This is a genomic window from Cohnella endophytica (assembly GCF_003628305.1).
GTDB classification, from domain to species: Bacteria; Bacillota; Bacilli; order Paenibacillales; family Paenibacillaceae; genus Cohnella; species Cohnella endophytica.
Map to the genome: position 1 here is coordinate 601573 of NZ_RBZM01000005.1, position 17534 is coordinate 619106.

Sequence of the window (17534 nt, forward strand, 5' to 3'; positions counted from 1 at the left end):
GCGGCACGTTGATAAGGTAGGTCGACGATATGGAGCAACGTTCGTTTCGTTTGCGGGAGCTTCCGTCCGAGGAAAGACCGCGGGAGAGAATGCAGCAGTATGGCCCGGAGTCGCTAAGCCATGCCGAATTGCTGGCGATTCTCCTTCGCACGGGATCGTCCCGCGAGTCTGCCGTCCATCTGGCCCAGCGCATTCTGAACGAATGCGGAGGCTTAAGGAAATTGGCGGAGAGCAAATGGGAAGAGCTTACGCATATTCACGGAATCGGTCCGGCCAAAGCGTTGCAGTTGCAAGCGTCGATTGAACTTGGTCGCAGGGTAGCGAGATCCAATTTGCCCGAAATGGCGAAAATCTCATGCCCGCAGGATGCGGCGGATCTTCTCATGGAGGATCTAAGGCATCACAAGGAAGAGCATTTCGTCTGTTTATTCATGAATTCGAAAAATCAGGTCGTCGGCCGTCAAACTTTGTCTATCGGAAGCTTGAACGCTTCGATCGTGCACCCGAGGGAAGTATTCCGGGCGGCGATCAGGCGGAGCAGCGCTTCTATTCTTTGCGCCCACAATCATCCGAGCGGCGATCCAACGCCAAGCCCGGAAGACGTTCAGCTCACGAAGCGATTGGGAGAAGCCGGAAAATTGATCGGAATCGAACTTCTCGATCATTTGGTAATCGGTGACAATCGCTTTATTAGTTTGAAGGAGATGGGTTGCTTGTAATATAATAATATGGATTGTCCCGACGACCGAAGCGCCATCCAGGCCTCAACATAACGGTCGCGGTCAAAGCAGGAGGTAGCAGAATGGTAGGAGGATTTACACGCGATCTAGGTATCGATCTGGGCACCGCGAACACGCTAGTTTACATTAAGGGCAAAGGAATCGTAGTCAGGGAACCGTCAGTGGTAGCCCTGCGTACCGATACAAAAAAAATCGAAGCAGTCGGTTCCGACGCGAAAAAAATGATCGGACGGACGCCGGGCAACATCGTCGCCATCCGGCCGATGAAGGACGGAGTCATCGCGGATTTCGAAACGACGGCAACAATGATCAAGTACTTCATTCGCCGCGCTCAGAAGCCGCGCGCCATTTTCGCCCGTCACCCTAACGTCATGGTATGCGTCCCGTCAGGCATCACGGCCGTCGAGAAACGCGCCGTAGAAGACGCGACGAAGCAAGCCGGAGCGCGCGAAGCCTATATTATCGAAGAGCCGTTCGCGGCCGCGATCGGCGCGGACTTGCCCGTATGGGAGCCGACCGGCAGCATGGTCGTCGACATCGGCGGCGGCACGACGGAAGTCGCGGTCATCTCCCTCGGGGGCATCGTGACGAGCAAATCGATCCGCATCGCGGGCGACGAGATGGATGACGCGATCATCGCGTATATTAAGCGGTTATACAATCTTATGATCGGCGAGAGAACTTCCGAGCAGCTCAAGATGGAGATTGGCTCCGCGATGCCGCTCGATAAAGTGGAATCGATCGAAATTCGCGGCCGCGATCTCGTATCTGGATTGCCCAAAACTCTGGCGATCACTTCCGACGAAATTACCGAAGCGCTGTCCGATACCGTGAATTCGATTATCGACGCCGTGAAAGTAACGCTGGAGAAGTGCCCGCCGGAATTGTCCGCGGACATCATGGACCGCGGCATCGTCTTAACGGGCGGAGGGGCATTGCTCCGCAATCTGGACAAGATGCTTACCCGCGAGACGGGCATGCCTGTTCTCGTCGCCGAGAATCCGCTGGATTGCGTGGCCATCGGAACGGGCAGGGCGCTCGAGAACATTCATCTGTTCAAGTCCAAAGGCGGAGCTTCCCGATCCAGCCGCTAACTATTTCGAATCGGCTATGAGTCTAGGATGGGAAAGCAGGTGGGCGAGATTTTTCGTTTCATGCGCAATAAGCGTTTGTTTATCCTCATGGTCGGGTTGATTTTATTTATCGCCCTCATGGGATTCTCCTTAGGCCGGAATCGCTTGACTTGGCCGGAAAAATTCCTCAATGACGCCTTCGGGACTGCGCAAGGAACTTTGTACCGGCCGGTCGGAGCAGTCGCGGATTTCATCCGCGACCTCGGCCGGCTTTCCGACGTGTATAAGGAAAACGAGCAGCTGCGTCGCACGGTGGCGCAATACACGCAGGATCAGATCAAGTTCAACTTGCTTGAAGCTGACAATAAGCAGTTGAAAAAGGATTTGAATTTTACGGAACGGCAGAAAAACATGGATAACTATCGTTATCTGATCGCCCAAGTCATCGGGAGTACGTCCAATCCTTACGAGAAGACGGTTACGATCAACTTAGGCTCGCGCGACGGCGTCAAACCCGATATGGCCATTCGTACGGTAGAAGGACTTGTCGGCTTGGTCAGCAAAGTCAAAACCTTTACTTCCACGGTTACGCTTATTACGGATTTGGATCCAACCTCCTCTAAAGGAACGCCGGTATCCGCTACTTTCCTAGGGCACCCCGATTCATTCGGAATTATAGAATACGATGATGAAACCGGCGCATTGCAAATGACCAAGATCGACGAGCACGACAAACCCGCGGATGGAGAACAAGTCATTACTTCCGGGCTTGGAAGCTTATTCCCGAAAGGCATCCTGATCGGAACCGTCAAGAGCAGCCAAGTCGGCGATTTCGGTCTGACCTATACGGCGATTATTACGCCCGCAACTAAGTTCGACCATCTGAGAGAGGTGTTCGTAGTCGTTCCTCCCGAGGAGGAAGGGCAGTGAAGATACGAATCAATTGGGTAATCCTCTGCGCGATTATCCTTCTCGTGCTCGAAAATTCCATCGTACCGTGGCTCGTTCCTCCGCAATGGAGCGAGCGGTTGCTTCCGCATCTATGCTTTATTCTGACGCTCTTCGTTGCCGGCTTCGGAGGGAGGCATGTCGCCTTTATGTTCGGACTCGGCTTCGGATTGCTTCAAGATTCGCTGGCTTACGGCCACTTAATCGGTCCTTACGGCTTCGGTATGGGCTTGATCGGTTATCTGGCGGGGCTCCTTGCCGAACGGAAAAGCTTTACGATCGGTTTTTTCTCCTGGGTCGCGCTCGTTAGCGGATTAATGCTAGATTCGATCGTCTACTTTATTTACAAGCTGTTCCGTTTGACCGATCTTCAATACGCGCAAGTATTCTATTGGCAGATCGCTCCTACGGCGTTGCTCCAGTTATTGATCGCGCTCCTCTTTTATGTTCCGATTCGCCGATATCTTGTTAAGCTTTCGCTTTCTTCGGCGGAAGACAGCCCGGAATAAGCGTTGAAAAACGCGCTAGGCAGGAATTCGGCTCTTCAAGGCAGAATTTCATTACCCGTAGGGAGGAGCGGAACACAAGTGACCGGCAAAACGTACGTAACGATCAAAGGAACGAAAGAAGGGCTCGTCTTTCTGCTGGACGACCAATGCGAATTCGTAGACTTGCTTGACGAGCTTAACGCCAAATTGGACAAACACGTGCAACAATTCACCGGTCCAATCGTTCATATTTTTATTAAGTTAGGCGCGAGGCATCTTGAAGAAGAAGACAAGGAGCGCATTCGCGCGATTCTTCGACGCCAAGGAAATCTGCTTATCCAATCGATAGAAAGCGATCCACCAGCGGCAGATCCGGTTGAGATTCCGGGCACTAGCCTCCATACGATGACCGGAATCGTAAGATCCGGACAGACATTGGAGTATAGCGGACACTTGCTGTTGCTCGGGGACGTCAATCCTGGCGGCACGATTAGATGCACCGGGGACGTTTATATTTTGGGCGCCTTGAGAGGAGCCGTGCACGCGGGTATCGATGGGGACGTCGACGCAATCATCGCGGCGTCCTTGATGAAGCCCACTCAACTGCGTATCGCCGAGATCATCAGCCGTCCGCCGGACGAATGGACGTCGGCGGAGCCTTGGATGGAGTATGCGTTTTTACGCGACGGAACGATGGCCATCGACAAGATGACCAGCCTCAGCCGTCAACGCAAGGAAGTCATGCAGTTCAAAGGAGTGTAGAAGCATGGGAGAAGCGATCGTAGTGACCTCGGGGAAGGGCGGCGTCGGCAAAACGACAACGTCCGCGAATTTGGGCACGGCACTTGCGATGATGGGGAAAAAAGTCTGCATGGTAGACACCGATATCGGCTTGCGTAACCTGGACGTCGTCATGGGGTTGGAGAACCGGATCGTCTACGACCTGATCGACGTTGCCGAAGGGCGCTGCAGGGTGAATCAAGCGTTGATCAAGGACAAACGCTTCGACGAGCTATACATGCTGCCTGCCGCGCAGACGAAAGATAAAAACGATATTTCTCCGGATCAAGTGCGTCAGATTATCGAAAGCTTGAAGCCGGATTTCGACTATATTATTATCGATTGCCCCGCGGGAATCGAGCAAGGTTTCCGCAATGCGATCGCGGGAGCTTCGCAGGCGATCGTCGTCACGACGCCGGAGAACGCCGCCGTGCGCGACGCCGACCGCGTGATCGGACTGCTGGAAAAAAGTAACTTCCCTTCTCCGAAACTTATCATCAATCGAATTCGTCCTAATATGATGCGAAGCGGCGACATGCTGGAGATCGAAGATATTTGCCAAGTGCTCGCGATCGATCTGATCGGAATCGTTCCCGACGACGAGTTGGTCATCAAAGCCGCGAACTCCGGCGAGCCGACGGTGATGAACGCGAACTCGCGAGCTTCGATCGCGTATCGCAACATCGCTCGCCGCATTCTTGGAGAGACCGTACCTTTGTCGCAATTGGAAGAGAAGGCTGGCATGTTCCGCAAAGTAAAGAAGTTCTTGGGAATGGGATGATCGGAGCTTGCTAAACCGATTAAAGAAAATTGACTGGATGATGAGCCTGATTCTCTTTCTGTTTATGGGAATCAGCACCATCCTTTTACGCAGCGCTACGCACAACAATCCGAAATTCCAGGGGTTGGACAAGCAAACGCTCGTGTTCTACGCGCTGGGCTTCGTAATCGTCTTGATTATGACGTTGATCGATTATCGCTTGATCATGAAAATTTGGTACGTCTGGTACGCCATCGGTTTAATTATGCTCGTACTCGTTTTGTTCACGCCGTCGATCAACGGTGCTCATAGTTGGTTCAAGCTGCCCGGGGGCATGTTGTTTCAACCGGCCGAGGTGATGAAGATTTTCCTTATCATCGCCCTCGCGGCGATTATGGGCAGGCGCCAAGGCGATCCGCTTCGGATGCGCACGGATGTCTCCTACGTCGCGTTAACGAGTATCATACCGTTCGTGGTCGTTATGATCCAGCCGGATCTAGGAAACGCGATGATCTATATTTTCATCGTACTCGGCATGCTGTGGATCGGTAACATAAGGTACAGTTACGTCATGATCGGGTTGTCGGCCGTCATCGGCGGGTTGATCCTGTTCGTTTCTTTGTTTAATACGTACAACGCGGATATTCGCCAATATTTGAGCGATCATCACAAAATCCATTGGTACGAGAGGATCAACACTTACATTCATCCGGAACAAGCCTCGGCGGACGAACGCCGCCAATCCGAATACGCGCAGATCGCGATCGGATCGGGCGGATTGGCCGGGGACGGATATATGCAAGGGGAATCCAAGAAACGAAGTTTTATCCCGTACACGTATTCGGATTCCATCTTCGTCGTAGTGGGCGAGGAGTTCGGCTTCCAAGGGGCGGCGGTGTTGCTGCTGCTGTATTTCCTCTTCATCTACCGAATGATTCTGATCGCTTATCAATGCTATGACTTGCGAGGTTCTTTCATCATTATCGGGATCGCTTCGATGATGATCTTCCAGATCTTCCAGAACATCGGAATGATGATCGGGCTTATGCCGATAACGGGAATTACGTTGCCGTTCATCAGCTACGGAGGAACCTCGCTGCTCTTGAACATGATGTCGATCGGTCTCATCTTCAGCATTCGGGGAAATCAAGAGAAATACGAAATCGACTCGTAAGATGTCGGACAAAAAGCCAAAAGACCGGGAGCTCGCTCCCGGTCTTTTGGCTTTTTGGCATGCCTACTGTATGGGTATTAAATATAGCGTAGGACCTGATTGGAGGCAGTGGCCGAAGGAGTTCACGCGCCGCAGTTCGGTAAAACCTGACTGGAGGCAGTGGCCGGGGGGGTCGCGTGCTACAGTTGGGTAAAACCTGACTAGATGTTCTGGTCAGAGGAGTTCATGAGCTGCAGTCCGGTAAAACCTGACTGGAGGCAGTGGCCGAGGGAGTTAACGCGCTGCAGTTCGGTAAAACCTGACTGGAGGCAGTGGCCGAGGGAGTTAACGCGCTGCAGTTCGGTAAAACCTGTTTGGAGGCAGTGGCCGAGGGAGTTCACGCGCCGCAGTTCGGTAAAACCTGACTGGAGGCAGTGGCCGTTCAATCTCCCCCGCCATCGAAACCGCTCCCGCCGTTGTCGAAGCTTCCTCCCGTATGCGACCCTCCGTCCCAGGAATGGCCGTGGTGACTCGTATCATGATGATGCTGATGAGCGTGGTTGTGGGTTTTGTGGCCGTTCGTCGAATCCGCGTTCGCTCCGATGCCGGAATGGCCGGTATTGTCGCCATAGAAACCGTTGTCGGTTCCGGAGCGAGATCCTCGCGAGAGTTTGCCGTTAAATACGAAGCTGGCTACGGCGACGGCGATAACGACGATAATAAATAAGGTCATGAAAACCTCCGACTTGATTTGATAACCCGATTATACCTTCATGATCGCAAAACTCGCCAGAGGTCTATTTCGAGCCCGTCCGCCATACAGTGATAAGAGAATGCGGACAAGGGGGGCTTGCCATGCCTATACGGAACAACGTTCGGGAGCGCAGACGGGAGCGTATCCAGCAGTTGCTCGAACAACACGCGGCGGCAAATACGAAACGGGCCGAACTTATCGGCGATAACGACCGTGGAACGGACAAGTCGCCTTTAACCCCTTCTCGGACGACGAACGACGATTTGATTGTCGTACCTCCTAAAACATTGACTCAGCAACCGTTGCCTCAACAACTTAGGTCTGCACAACATCCGTCTCAGACGACGCAAACCCGCATGCAGCTGCCGATTGCGCCTTCGATACCGCGGGGAGTCGCTAACGTTAAAATCCCGGAGCCCGGATCGCCGGCAGACGTCTCGGATCCGGAACTATGGTGGAAAGAGCGGGAAAAGCAATTGAAGTCCGGTACGCCGGCCGGCTGGCAAGGGCTGAAAGGATTATCCCCGACCTCTAATCCATCTAACCGGGAAGGATCTTATTCTTCGAACTCCAATTGGAGCAAGCTAATTCAAGGATTAACGTTGCGTACGGTGTTCGCGTTGATTTTTTTCGCCGGGGCATGGGGGTGGATGAAACTGGAATTGCCGGGGAGCGCGGAAGCGCACGAATGGCTGGTATCCTCCGTAACCCGAGATATGGATTTTCAAGCGATCGAGGCCTGGTACGGGTCGACCTTCGGAGGTTCTCCGACATTTTTCCCGTTTAAGGGCGAAGAACCGGATACAAGAGCGGTAACGGCGCTGCTTAATCCTACCGACACCTCGCTTCCTGTTAAAGGGAAACTCGTACAGAGCTATGCGCAGAACGGGACGGGCGTCAGGGTCGCGGCGTCGGGCGGCAGCGACGTAGTCGCCATCTACACGGGACGAGTGCAACAAGTGTCGACGGACCAAGACGGAGGCATGACGATTATCGTGCAGCATCAAAATCACTACGTAACCGTATACGGGAATTTGGCGAAGTCCGACGTAAAAGCGAACGATTGGGTGGAGAAGGGGCAAACGCTCGGGAAGCTGCACTCCTCGGAAGGCGCTCAAGAGGAAGGCGTGCTTTATTTCGCGGTTCAGCAGAACGGGAAAGCACTGGATCCGGCGGATGTGGTTTCCTTTGATTAAGTGGAGGGGAATCGGATTTCGTCTTCACCCGTTGTTCATGCTCGTGATGATCGCTTCGATAGCGACCGGACGGTTTACGGAATTATTTACCTTGTTCGTCATCGTCATCTGGCACGAACTGGGCCATCTCATCGCCGCTCTGCATTTCGGGTGGACGATTCGCGAAGTGAAGCTGCTTCCTTTCGGCGGGGTACTCGAGGTAGAGGAATCGGGTTCGCTGCCTCCGAAGGAAGAGGCGTGGGTGGCTGTCGCCGGCCCCGCGCAGAACGTTCTGCTGGCGGGGATCGCCTATGCGCTCGGTCATTTCGGCTGGATCGACAAAGGCTGGTCTGACGATTTCGTGCGAGCGAACGCGTTGATCGGCCTTTTTAATTTATTGCCGATTCTTCCGCTCGACGGGGGAAGAATGCTGCTGGCTTGGATAAGCCTTAGACTTCCGTATCATCGGACGCTTCTGTGGAGCGCGAAAATCAGCCTGTTGTTTAGTTGCTTAATCGTGGCGGCATCGCTCTATCCTCTTCTGCACGGCGGCCTGCTCCAGCTTAACCTGATGGCGGTGGGTCTTTTCCTCGTCGCCTCAAACTGGACGTATATGCGGAACGTTCCTTTCGTTTTTTTGCGGTTTCTCGTGCATCGAAGCGAGAGGGCCGAGAAGATCATCGACCGGGGCAAGCTTTCCCTGCCGATCGTTATCGCGGAGGACCGCCCGTTATCCTACATTCTCGGCTTGCTTAGGAAGGAGCAATACCATCTCGTCTACGTAATGAAGCGGGGAAAAATCGCGAACGTCGTTCCGGAGAAGACGATTATCGACGGATTTCTCGGGGGTTTGACATCCGGGAATGCGGACTTGGACGTTTTCATGTAAAATGGAGAAAAGAGGTCGTCTCGGGAGGTATGCATGAAGCAGCTCTTTATCCATTGTTCGCATAATGTTACCCAATCGGCATTGCTGGAAGACGGAAAGCTGACGGAATTCGCTATCGAACGAACGGAAGGAACTTCGCTGATCGGCAATCTCTACAAAGGTCGGGTCGTTAACGTGTTGCCGGGCATGCAGGCGGCTTTCGTCGATATCGGGCTGGCCAAGAACGCTTTCCTGTACGTGGACGACGTACTTCACCCGCACTTGGACAAGCAGCCAAAGGAAAAACCGGCGATCAACGAGCTTCTTAAGCCGGGCGATGAGCTGCTCGTGCAGATTATGAAGGAACCTCTCGGCGGAAAAGGCGCGCGAGTGACGACGCATTTCTCCATTCCGGGAAGATGGCTCGTGTACATGCCGGAAGCGGATTACATAGGCATATCGAAGAAGATCGAGCAGGATACGGAGCGCCTGCGGCTTAAAAATTTGGCCGAATCGATCCGTGAGGAGGGGGAAGGGGTTATCCTCCGCACGAATGCCGAAGGAGAGAGCCGGGAGTCTCTCGAAGAGGATTTGCACCTGCTGCGGCGTTCCTGGAACGGCATCGTGAGCCGTAGCCAAGCGTCGACGGCGCCCGCGGAATTGCATCGGGACGCCGGTCTCGTAGAACGGATGGTACGCGACGTGATTACTCCGGATACGGAGGAGCTTATCATCGACGACGAGGTCAGCGCGCAGGCGGCGAGAGCATACCTCACCCAGACGGCGCCGGCTCTCGTGAGCAAAGTGCAGTTATACCGGGATGCCAACGCCAAGTCCTTATTCGATAAATACGGGATCAAGGAACAACTGGATATCGCCTTTCAGTCGCGAATATGGCTTCCTAGCGGCGGTTACCTCGTCTGGGAGCAGACGGAGGCGTTAACGGTCATCGACGTGAATACGGGCAAATACACCGGATCCATCGATCTGGAGGAAACGGTATTCCAGACGAACAAAGAAGCCGCGGACGAAGTTGCTAGGTTGCTTCGGTTGCGCGATGTCGGCGGGATCATCATCGTGGATTTCATCGATATGGAAACCGAGGAACATCGCCATCAGATCCAGCAGCAGCTGGAACTGCGAATCAAACGCGATCGAACGAAGTGTCAGGTCGTCGGGTGGACGCGCCTGAGCCTGATGGAGATGACGCGCAAGAAGGCTCGCGACAACGCGATGAATTATTTCTACGAGACTTGCGCCGCCTGCAAAGGCAAGGGCAAGATATACGTCAGATAACTCGTAGAGAAATAAGTTGTAATCGGGATAACGATATGATACAATCCCATAGTGCGTGCAATCTGAAGATTTTGCAGGCTACAACCGCTCTCTCCCGGGTCATCAAGCTCGGCATCGTTTCAGCCGTTAGAAGCTGGAGCGACCGACACCCACCGAGGCGAGTCTTAGACATGAGGAGGTGCACCAGATGTACGCGATTATTGAAACAGGCGGCAAACAGTACAAAGTCCAAGCGGGCGATGTGATCTTCATCGAGAAACTGTCCGCAGAAGCAGGCGAAAGCATTACTTTCGACCGCGTGTTGGCCGTTTCCAAAGACGGCGGTTTGACTACGGGATCCCCACTCCTTTCCGGAGCGACGGTAACGGGTAAAGTCGAGCAACACGTGAAAGGCGAGAAAATCATCGTCTTCAAGTACAAGCCTAAGAAAAACTACAAGCGCAAGCAAGGCCATCGTCAACCGTACACGAAAGTGACGATCGAGAACATTAAGGCATAAGCGAGGCGCCAAGATGATCACGATAACGATCGTGCGCGACGTTGAGAAGGCTATTATACGGTTTTCCGTTTCGGGGCATGCTTTGTACGACGATCCCGGCAAGGACATTGTCTGCGCCGGCGTATCGGCGGTAACGATTGGCGCGGTTAACGCGATCGAGAAATTGACGGGCTTAGAGCCGCGCGCGATTTCGAAATCCGGTCTGCTCCAGGCGGAAGCTCCCCGAAGCACCGATCCCATTCGGAACGATCAGGTCCAGTTATTGCTGGAAGGAATGGTCGCCGCTTTAGAATCTATTGTGGAAACCTACGGCAAGTTCGTGAAAATAAAAGAAACCTTTGAGAAAAAAGGAGGTTGACACCATGTTGAAGTTGGATCTTCAGTTATTCGCCTCGAAAAAAGGGGTCGGATCGACGAGAAACGGACGGGACTCCCACTCTAAGCGCCTTGGCGCTAAGAGAGCGGACGGTCAAGTCGTAACAGCTGGCAGCATCTTGTTCCGCCAACGCGGAACTAAGATTCATCCGGGCAACAACGTCGGCATCGGCAAAGACGATACGCTCTTCGCTCTTGTGCAAGGCGTTGTAAAATTCGAACGTTGGGGACGCGATCGCAAGAAAGTTAGCGTCTATCCCGTTGAGCAGGCTCCTGTAGCTGCTGCTCTTGAAGTTTAATAGAGCATCCAGAACCCCGGCCAATGAACGTTGGCCGGGGTTTTTGCGCGAAAGCCGCCGAATGCCCGTCATGGTTAAGCGCATCCTAGCATGTTATACTGGACGGGTGGGCATTGTTTCCGGGATTTGAAACGATAGGAACAACGAAACGGGGAAGTCACATGATGTTTAGGAATCGGACACTGTGGGGACTTGCGGCATGGATATCGCTAGCCCTGCCCGTTACGTCCGTAATCCTCTGGCCGGATACTTGGTGGCCGTTGATTTTTCTAGCGTTTTGGACATTGGCGATCGGGACGTTGGTCGTCATGATGGAGAGGCGTATCCATCGGGAGCATTGCGAACGTCTGCTGACGCGGGCGCAATCGTCGGCGATAAAGACGCTCAGCCATCATCGGCACGATTGGATGAACGAGCTGCAAATCCTATACGGATATTTAAGGCTGAACAAACCCGATAAAGCAGTCGACGTCGTGGACAGAATAAGAGCACGGATGGAACAGGATAGCCGGATTTCGCAGATCGGCGTTACGGAGCTTGCGAGTTTCCTGTTATCTTTCCGTACCGTATGCGATACGATGCGGCTCGACGTGGACATTCAGGATGGACTTTATCTCGATCGCATGCCCTATGCGGCGGAGAAGCTGTCCAAATCGATTATCGGATTAGTGAACGTGTTCCGGTTTAGGGCGGCAAGTCCGTCCGGCGGCGAGAACGTCCTAAAAATGGCGTTTTACCGTCAAGCTGATGAGCTTTCGATCGCCTTCGAATACGAAGGCGAACTTGCCGCGGCCGATAGCGTGACCGAGGAATTGGCACGATGCGTGGAAGGCATAGGGCAAATAGATCAGGGAGAAGAGCCTGCAGAGCAAACGCGACAAGCGCGGACGATGGTTATCCATTTCCCTCTGCCGGCATAACGGAGTGATTTCAACATGTTTGTGGACAAAGCGAAAATTTATGTTAAAGGCGGGGACGGCGGAGACGGACTCGTTTCCTTCCGCAGGGAATTGTACGTTCCCGAAGGCGGCCCGGCGGGCGGCGACGGCGGCCATGGCGGCCATGTTATTTTCCGCGTGGACGAGGGCTTGCGCACGTTGATGGACTTCCGCTACCAGAAGCACTTCAAGGCGGATAAAGGCGAGAAAGGCCGCAATAAGTCTCAGCACGGCGCCAATGCAGACCATATGGTCGTGCGGGTCCCCCCCGGAACGATCGTCGTCGACGACGATACGGGAGAGACGATCGCGGATTTGACGCGTCATGACCAGCAAGTCGTTATCGCCAAAGGCGGAAGAGGCGGACGGGGTAATATCCGCTTCAAGAGCGCGGTCAATACGGCGCCCGCCATTGCCGAGAACGGCGAAGAGGGGCAGGCCCGTTGGGTTACTCTCGAGCTCAAAGTCATGGCCGATGTCGGATTGGTCGGCTTCCCGAGCGTAGGGAAGTCCACGTTGCTGTCGGTCGTGTCCGGCGCACAACCGAAGATCGGCGCGTATCATTTTACGACGATTACCCCGAATCTGGGCGTCGTCGATCTGGGCGACGAACGCAGTTTCGTCATGGCCGACCTGCCTGGGTTGATCGAAGGGGCTCACACGGGCGTTGGACTCGGACACGAGTTCCTGCGGCACGTCGAACGTACGCGCATTATCGTCCACGTCGTGGACATGTCCGGCATGGAAGGCCGGGATCCGTTCGAGGATTGGCTGAAGATCAACGACGAGCTTAAGCTTTATAATGCGAAGCTCGCGGATCGTCCGCAGATCGTCGCCTCCAACAAGATGGATATGCCGGAATCGGAAGAGAACCTCGCGGAGTTCCGCAAGAAGGTCGCCGAGATCAATCCGGATATCGTCATTATGCCGATCTCTTCGTTGACGAAGCAGGGGATTAAGGAATTGCTATTCCGCGTCGCGGATTTGCTGGATTCGTTGCCCGAACTTTCGGAAATCGAAGAGAGCGAGAAGCTGGCTAAGGCGGCGGAAGGCATCGTGTACCGATACGAGTCTAAGGGCGACTTGGACTTTAAGATTGCGCGGGATAACGAAGTATACGTCATCGAGAGCGAATCGATCGAGAGGCTGATGAGAAAAACCCAGTTCAATTCCTACGAAGCGGTTATGCGGTTCGGGAGAATTTTACGAGGAAACGGCATCGACGACGCGCTTCGCAAGCGGGGAGCGAAGAATGGCGACATCATTCGCATCGGCAAGTTCGAGTTCGAATTTTTCGAAGGCGGCGCGGACGATTACATCTACGACGACGAATAAAGTCACGTTCCTATTCAAGCTAGCCATGATGAGGTTTTCGAACGTCGCAATCGCGACGCCGAAAGCCTCTTTTTCAGTTTGCTATACGTTATTTCTGTTTATTTCGATGAAAGCTCGATTGCCTATTGCCGCCCGAGTATCGATTCGATATAATGTCCTCTATATACAAACATTCGTCTTTCCTAGGAGGACGCAAGATGGCGGAACGTTATTATGTCGTCCGCGAGGATTTGCTACCGGAAGGCATTCTAAAGACGGAGCAAGCCAAGGAGTTACTGCGGCGGGGCGAAGCGGCTACGATTCATGAGGCGGCCGAACGCGTGGGTCTAAGCCGTAGCGCTTATTATAAGTACAAGGACGGCGTCTTCGCGATGGAGCAAACGTCCCGCGAATCGATCGCCACTCTCTCGATGGATTTGGAGCATCGTTCGGGCGTGCTCTCCAAAGTGCTCGGCATGCTGGCCGCAAGCGAAGGGAACGTGCTGACGATGTCGCAATCCATTCCGCTTCAGGGAATGGCTAACGTCGTCGTGTCAATGGATACTACGCTAATTCACGGAGCATTGCCGGAACTGCTGACGAAGCTTCGTTCATTGGACGGGGTCAAGCGGGCAACGGTGGTCGGTCGCAGCTAAAATAATCAAATCGGATTAGGGAACAGTTGGAGCGGAGGAATGATTATGGAGCCGATTAAGGTAGGTTTGCTTGGGTTGGGTACTGTCGGCACGGGAGTCGTCAGAATTGTGGAAGGGCATCAGGAGGATTTGTCCAACCAGGTGGGGTGCCCGATTACGATAGCCCAGATTCTGGTGAAGGATCGCGCGAAGGCGCGCAGCATCTCCGTCGACGCTTCCAAACTAACGGAAGATCCGTGGGAAATCGTCCGTAACCCCGATATCGATGTAATCGTGGAAGTCATGGGCGGAATCGCCCAGTCTAAAGAATATATATTGGAAGCGCTGGAGCGGGGCAAACACGTCGTAACGGCGAATAAGGACTTGATGGCGCTTCACGGCCAAGAGATTCTGCAGAAAGCACGGGACAAAGGTTGCGACGTGCTCTACGAAGCGAGCGTGGCTGGCGGAATTCCCATCATTCGAACGCTGATCGAAGGATTCTCCTCGGATCGCATTACGAAGATCATGGGAATCGTCAACGGAACGACCAACTATATTTTGACGAAAATGTCGCAAGAAGGAGCCGCTTACGCGGACGTGCTGAAAGAAGCGCAAGAGCTGGGATACGCGGAATCCGATCCTACTTCGGACGTGGAGGGACTCGACGCGGCGCGTAAAATGACGATCTTGTCCTCGCTCGGGTTCAGAGCCAACGTTTCCTTGGACGATGTAAGCGCGAAGGGAATTAGTCAAGTTTCCCAAGAGGATATCCAATACGCGAAACGTCTAGGATATGTCTTGAAGCTTCTTGGTATCGCGGAACGGCAAGACGATACGATCAGCGTTAGCGTTCAGCCTACGATGATTAAACAAAGCCACCCGATCGCCTCCGTGAACGGAGTATTCAATGCCGTTTACGTGCTCGGGGAAGCGGTTGGGGAAACGATGTTCTACGGTGCCGGCGCAGGGGAACTACCCACGGCTACTTCCGTCGTCGCGGACTTGGTTGCCGTCGTCAAAAACATGAAGCTGGGCGTTAACGGACGCCAGGCGCAGCTCTCCTACAACGTAATGAAGCTCAAAACGGACGAACAGATCGCTTCGAAGTTTTTCCTGTTGCTTCACGTCGAGGATCGCGCCGGCGTTCTGGCGCAGATCGCGCAAGTATTCTCCGATTGCGACGTGAGCATCGAGTCCGTCATGCAGCCTTCCGCGCCGAATAAATCGAGCACGGAAATTATCATTATTACCCATGAGGCGAGCAAAGCATCCATGAACCACGTGCTGAAGGCATTCGGAAGCTTGGCCGCCGTACGCGAGATCAAAAGCGTATATCGCGTAGAAGGTTAACGATTATCGTCTGTTCGGATTGCGAATTCAGGATTAAAGGAGCCTTATTATGCTTTATGATACGGATAGGGATAGTAACGCCGTTAAGGGTCGCGTCGTCGTCAAGGTGCCTGCCAGCACCGCGAATCTCGGCCCGGGCTTCGATTCTCTCGGCATGGCGTTATCGCTATATGCATGGGTGAGCATTGCTCCGGCGTCGTCGACGCGCATTACGCTAGTTGGCGATAACCTTAGCGGAATCGCTCAAGACAAGTCGAACCTGATTTACGTCGTGGCGCAATCGGTGTTCGAGAAAGCGGGCGTCGTTCTCCCGGAGCTCGACATCGGCATTCGCAGCGACATTCCGCTGACGCGCGGACTAGGCAGTAGCGCTTCGGCGATCGTCGGAGCGCTCGTTGCCGCGAACGCGTTGATCGGCGACGTTCTATCCAAGGACGAGCTGTTCCAGATGGCGACCGCGCTTGAGAAACATCCCGATAACGTAGGCGCGTCCTTGTTCGGAGGGATTATCGCGGCCGCATGGGACGGTTCGAGAGCGGAATACGTGCGCATTGAGCCGCCGAAGGGAATGGACGTGCTCGTGGCGATTCCGGAATTCGAGCTATCGACGAAGAAGGCCCGCAATGTGTTGCCCGAACAAATTCCGATGCAAGACGCCGTGTTTAACGTTACCCATAGCTCCCTGCTTACGGCAGCGCTAGCTTCCGGGCGTCTGGATCTTTTGGCGCACGCGATGAGAGACCGGCTGCACCAACCCTACCGTGCGGCGCTCATTCCGGGCATGGAAACCATTCTCCGGGAGGCTACGGAGCATGGCGCGCTCGGCGCGGTATTGTCCGGCGCGGGGCCAACGCTTCTGCTGCTGGCGCGAAGCGAGCTTGCCGGCAACGGTCAATTGGTTTCCTTTGTTCGTAAAGCGATGGCCGATGAAGGTATCCAAGTGACGACTCGTTGGCTTGAGCCGTGCTTGCACGGACCGCAAGTACGAGTCGTCGGCAAAGACGATCCCGATTTCTCGCAGGAGCCGGGTCAATTCCTAAGTTTTATCGAAGCGGAGGTAAGCGCATGAGCGGCCGCAAATCAGTAGCCTTGTTACCGCAAGGCACAGTGTCCGATGAGGCGGTACGTTACATGTTCCGCCATGAGGACGTCGATTTCGTTTACTGCAAGATGATTTCCGAAGTGTTCCAGTCGACGGCCAGAGGGGAAACCGATTGGAGTGTCATCCCGATCGAGAATACGATCGATGGTTCGGTTAGCCTGCATATCGATTGGCTAGTTCACGAAGTAGATCTGCCGATCCGCGCGGAATGGGTGTACCCGTCCGTTCAGAACCTTATCGGTTCGCTTGCCGAGCTTGCGGGAGATAACGGCGGTTGGGAGCCGGGCAAGATCAAGAAAGTGATGAGCCATCCCGTCGCCATGGCGCAATGCTTGCAATTCATTCGCGCCAATCTGCCTCACGCGGAGCTCGAGACGCTGAGCAGCACGGCAGAGGCGGTCCGCATGGTGAAGGACAATCCGGGCAAAGGCTGGGCAGCGCTCGGCACCCGGCTGGCCGCCGAGGAGACGGAGCTGAACGTGCTCGAATCCGCCGTCACCGATCACGACAATAACTTCACTCGGTTTCTGCTCGTCGGGCATACGCCGTATGAGAAACCGGATGCACCGCTTCAGAAGACGAGCATCTTGATTACGCTCCCCGAGGACTATCCGGGCGCGCTTCATCAAGTGTTATCGGCATTCGCTTGGCGCAGGGTCAATCTTTCGAAGATCGAATCCCGTCCGACGAAGAAGAAGCTCGGAAGTTACTATTTTTACATCGATATCGAACTCTCGCTCGACACGGTACTTCTGCCCGCGGCGATCGCCGAGATCGAAGCGATCGGTTGTCAGGTTCGGCTGCTGGGTTCGTATCCTAGTTTGCCGTATGAAGGCTAACAACCTCTCTTAACACAGTTTTCATAAGAACCGGCATGCCTCGAGGCTGCCGGTTTTTCTTTGATAATGGATGTCAAATGCCCATTGCCTGCATAGGATGTAAGGATTGCGCGGGGGCTATCGCCCGCCCCCAGGAGATGTCTAT

Annotated in this window: 20 protein-coding genes; 19 read left to right on the forward strand and 1 reads right to left on the reverse strand. The window is 54.1% G+C overall.

Annotated features, from left to right (window positions below; genetic code table 11):
* The first annotated feature begins 29 nt into the window (after positions 1-29).
* From radC to D7Z26_RS12820, 7 genes are all read left to right on the forward strand, one after another.
* A complete protein-coding gene (gene radC / locus D7Z26_RS12790) occupies positions 30-719 on the forward strand; it encodes a RadC family protein (protein ID WP_120977347.1) in 690 nt (229 codons plus the stop codon).
* 83 nt (positions 720-802) lie between these two features.
* The gene (locus tag D7Z26_RS12795) at positions 803-1834 is read left to right on the forward strand and encodes a rod shape-determining protein (RefSeq protein ID WP_120977348.1); all 1032 of its coding nucleotides are present in this window, start codon (positions 803-805) and stop codon (positions 1832-1834) included.
* Between the two features lie 39 nt (positions 1835-1873).
* Positions 1874-2743: a rod shape-determining protein MreC gene (mreC, locus tag D7Z26_RS12800; protein ID WP_233566845.1), complete on the forward strand. Its 870-nt coding sequence runs from the start codon at positions 1874-1876 to the stop codon at positions 2741-2743.
* Positions 2740-3270, forward strand: coding sequence for a rod shape-determining protein MreD (mreD, locus tag D7Z26_RS12805; RefSeq protein WP_120977349.1), 531 nt, complete (start codon positions 2740-2742; stop codon positions 3268-3270). Before mreC ends, mreD begins: the two co-directional genes overlap by 4 nt.
* A gap of 78 nt (positions 3271-3348) precedes the next feature.
* Positions 3349-4011, forward strand: coding sequence for a septum site-determining protein MinC (locus D7Z26_RS12810; protein WP_120977350.1), 663 nt, complete (start codon positions 3349-3351; stop codon positions 4009-4011).
* Between the two features lie 4 nt (positions 4012-4015).
* Entirely contained in the window at positions 4016-4810 is a 795-nt protein-coding gene (gene minD / locus D7Z26_RS12815; protein ID WP_120977351.1) for a septum site-determining protein MinD, read from the forward strand.
* 7 nt (positions 4811-4817) lie between these two features.
* On the forward strand, positions 4818-5963 hold the full coding sequence (locus D7Z26_RS12820) for an FtsW/RodA/SpoVE family cell cycle protein (protein WP_120977352.1): 1146 nt from the start codon (positions 4818-4820) through the stop codon (positions 5961-5963).
* 421 nt (positions 5964-6384) lie between these two features.
* On the opposite strand, the gene D7Z26_RS12825 is transcribed toward D7Z26_RS12820, so the two are convergent.
* Positions 6385-6675 (reverse strand): hypothetical protein, encoded by a 291-nt coding sequence (locus D7Z26_RS12825; RefSeq protein WP_120977353.1) that lies wholly within the window; start codon positions 6673-6675, stop codon positions 6385-6387.
* A 122-nt stretch (positions 6676-6797) separates the two neighbouring features.
* On the opposite strand from D7Z26_RS12825, the gene D7Z26_RS12830 reads away from it, so the two are divergent.
* The 12 genes from D7Z26_RS12830 to pheA all read left to right on the forward strand — a co-directional run bounded on the left by D7Z26_RS12830 (position 6798) and on the right by pheA (position 17389).
* Entirely contained in the window at positions 6798-7892 is a 1095-nt protein-coding gene (locus tag D7Z26_RS12830) for a M23 family metallopeptidase (protein WP_120977354.1), read from the forward strand.
* Positions 7885-8760 carry a M50 family metallopeptidase gene (locus D7Z26_RS12835; protein WP_120977355.1) on the forward strand — a complete coding sequence of 292 codons (876 nt, stop codon included), beginning with the start codon at positions 7885-7887 and terminating at the stop codon, positions 8758-8760. The genes D7Z26_RS12830 and D7Z26_RS12835 overlap by 8 nt, the downstream gene beginning before the upstream one ends.
* A gap of 33 nt (positions 8761-8793) precedes the next feature.
* Positions 8794-10035 (forward strand): Rne/Rng family ribonuclease, encoded by a 1242-nt coding sequence (locus D7Z26_RS12840; RefSeq protein WP_120977356.1) that lies wholly within the window; start codon positions 8794-8796, stop codon positions 10033-10035.
* Between the two features lie 187 nt (positions 10036-10222).
* On the forward strand, positions 10223-10534 hold the full coding sequence (rplU, locus tag D7Z26_RS12845; RefSeq protein WP_120977357.1) for a 50S ribosomal protein L21: 312 nt from the start codon (positions 10223-10225) through the stop codon (positions 10532-10534).
* A 13-nt stretch (positions 10535-10547) separates the two neighbouring features.
* Positions 10548-10892 carry a ribosomal-processing cysteine protease Prp gene (locus D7Z26_RS12850; protein ID WP_120977358.1) on the forward strand — a complete coding sequence of 115 codons (345 nt, stop codon included), beginning with the start codon at positions 10548-10550 and terminating at the stop codon, positions 10890-10892.
* 4 nt (positions 10893-10896) lie between these two features.
* On the forward strand, positions 10897-11208 hold the full coding sequence (rpmA, locus tag D7Z26_RS12855) for a 50S ribosomal protein L27 (protein ID WP_120977359.1): 312 nt from the start codon (positions 10897-10899) through the stop codon (positions 11206-11208).
* A gap of 164 nt (positions 11209-11372) precedes the next feature.
* Positions 11373-12128 (forward strand): Spo0B domain-containing protein, encoded by a 756-nt coding sequence (locus D7Z26_RS12860; protein WP_158602291.1) that lies wholly within the window; start codon positions 11373-11375, stop codon positions 12126-12128.
* Between the two features lie 15 nt (positions 12129-12143).
* On the forward strand, positions 12144-13481 hold the full coding sequence (gene obgE / locus D7Z26_RS12865) for a GTPase ObgE (RefSeq protein WP_120977361.1): 1338 nt from the start codon (positions 12144-12146) through the stop codon (positions 13479-13481).
* A gap of 197 nt (positions 13482-13678) precedes the next feature.
* Complete coding sequence (locus D7Z26_RS12870; RefSeq protein ID WP_120977362.1) at positions 13679-14116, forward strand: ACT domain-containing protein; 438 nt, start codon at positions 13679-13681, stop codon at positions 14114-14116.
* Positions 14117-14161: 45 nt separating this feature from the next.
* On the forward strand, positions 14162-15448 hold the full coding sequence (locus tag D7Z26_RS12875) for a homoserine dehydrogenase (protein ID WP_120977363.1): 1287 nt from the start codon (positions 14162-14164) through the stop codon (positions 15446-15448).
* Between the two features lie 49 nt (positions 15449-15497).
* On the forward strand, positions 15498-16517 hold the full coding sequence (thrB, locus tag D7Z26_RS12880) for a homoserine kinase (protein WP_120977364.1): 1020 nt from the start codon (positions 15498-15500) through the stop codon (positions 16515-16517).
* Positions 16514-17389: a prephenate dehydratase gene (pheA, locus tag D7Z26_RS12885; protein ID WP_120977365.1), complete on the forward strand. Its 876-nt coding sequence runs from the start codon at positions 16514-16516 to the stop codon at positions 17387-17389. Before thrB ends, pheA begins: the two co-directional genes overlap by 4 nt.
* Positions 17390-17534: the final 145 nt, after the last annotated feature.

What these genes read in the sequence shown, in the direction of transcription:
- radC (WP_120977347.1), top strand. Translation starts at nt 30, where the DNA reads ATGGAGCAACGTTCGTTTCGTTTGCGGGAGCTTCCGTCCGAGGAAAGA.
- D7Z26_RS12795 (WP_120977348.1), top strand. Translation starts at nt 803, where the DNA reads ATGGTAGGAGGATTTACACGCGATCTAGGTATCGATCTGGGCACCGCG.
- minD (WP_120977351.1), top strand. Translation starts at nt 4,016, where the DNA reads ATGGGAGAAGCGATCGTAGTGACCTCGGGGAAGGGCGGCGTCGGCAAA.
- D7Z26_RS12825 (WP_120977353.1), bottom strand. Translation starts at nt 6,675, where the DNA reads ATGACCTTATTTATTATCGTCGTTATCGCCGTCGCCGTAGCCAGCTTC.
- D7Z26_RS12830 (WP_120977354.1), top strand. Translation starts at nt 6,798, where the DNA reads ATGCCTATACGGAACAACGTTCGGGAGCGCAGACGGGAGCGTATCCAG.
- D7Z26_RS12840 (WP_120977356.1), top strand. Translation starts at nt 8,794, where the DNA reads ATGAAGCAGCTCTTTATCCATTGTTCGCATAATGTTACCCAATCGGCA.
- rplU (WP_120977357.1), top strand. Translation starts at nt 10,223, where the DNA reads ATGTACGCGATTATTGAAACAGGCGGCAAACAGTACAAAGTCCAAGCG.
- D7Z26_RS12850 (WP_120977358.1), top strand. Translation starts at nt 10,548, where the DNA reads ATGATCACGATAACGATCGTGCGCGACGTTGAGAAGGCTATTATACGG.
- rpmA (WP_120977359.1), top strand. Translation starts at nt 10,897, where the DNA reads ATGTTGAAGTTGGATCTTCAGTTATTCGCCTCGAAAAAAGGGGTCGGA.
- D7Z26_RS12860 (WP_158602291.1), top strand. Translation starts at nt 11,373, where the DNA reads ATGTTTAGGAATCGGACACTGTGGGGACTTGCGGCATGGATATCGCTA.
- obgE (WP_120977361.1), top strand. Translation starts at nt 12,144, where the DNA reads ATGTTTGTGGACAAAGCGAAAATTTATGTTAAAGGCGGGGACGGCGGA.
- D7Z26_RS12870 (WP_120977362.1), top strand. Translation starts at nt 13,679, where the DNA reads ATGGCGGAACGTTATTATGTCGTCCGCGAGGATTTGCTACCGGAAGGC.
- D7Z26_RS12875 (WP_120977363.1), top strand. Translation starts at nt 14,162, where the DNA reads ATGGAGCCGATTAAGGTAGGTTTGCTTGGGTTGGGTACTGTCGGCACG.
- thrB (WP_120977364.1), top strand. Translation starts at nt 15,498, where the DNA reads ATGCTTTATGATACGGATAGGGATAGTAACGCCGTTAAGGGTCGCGTC.
- pheA (WP_120977365.1), top strand. Translation starts at nt 16,514, where the DNA reads ATGAGCGGCCGCAAATCAGTAGCCTTGTTACCGCAAGGCACAGTGTCC.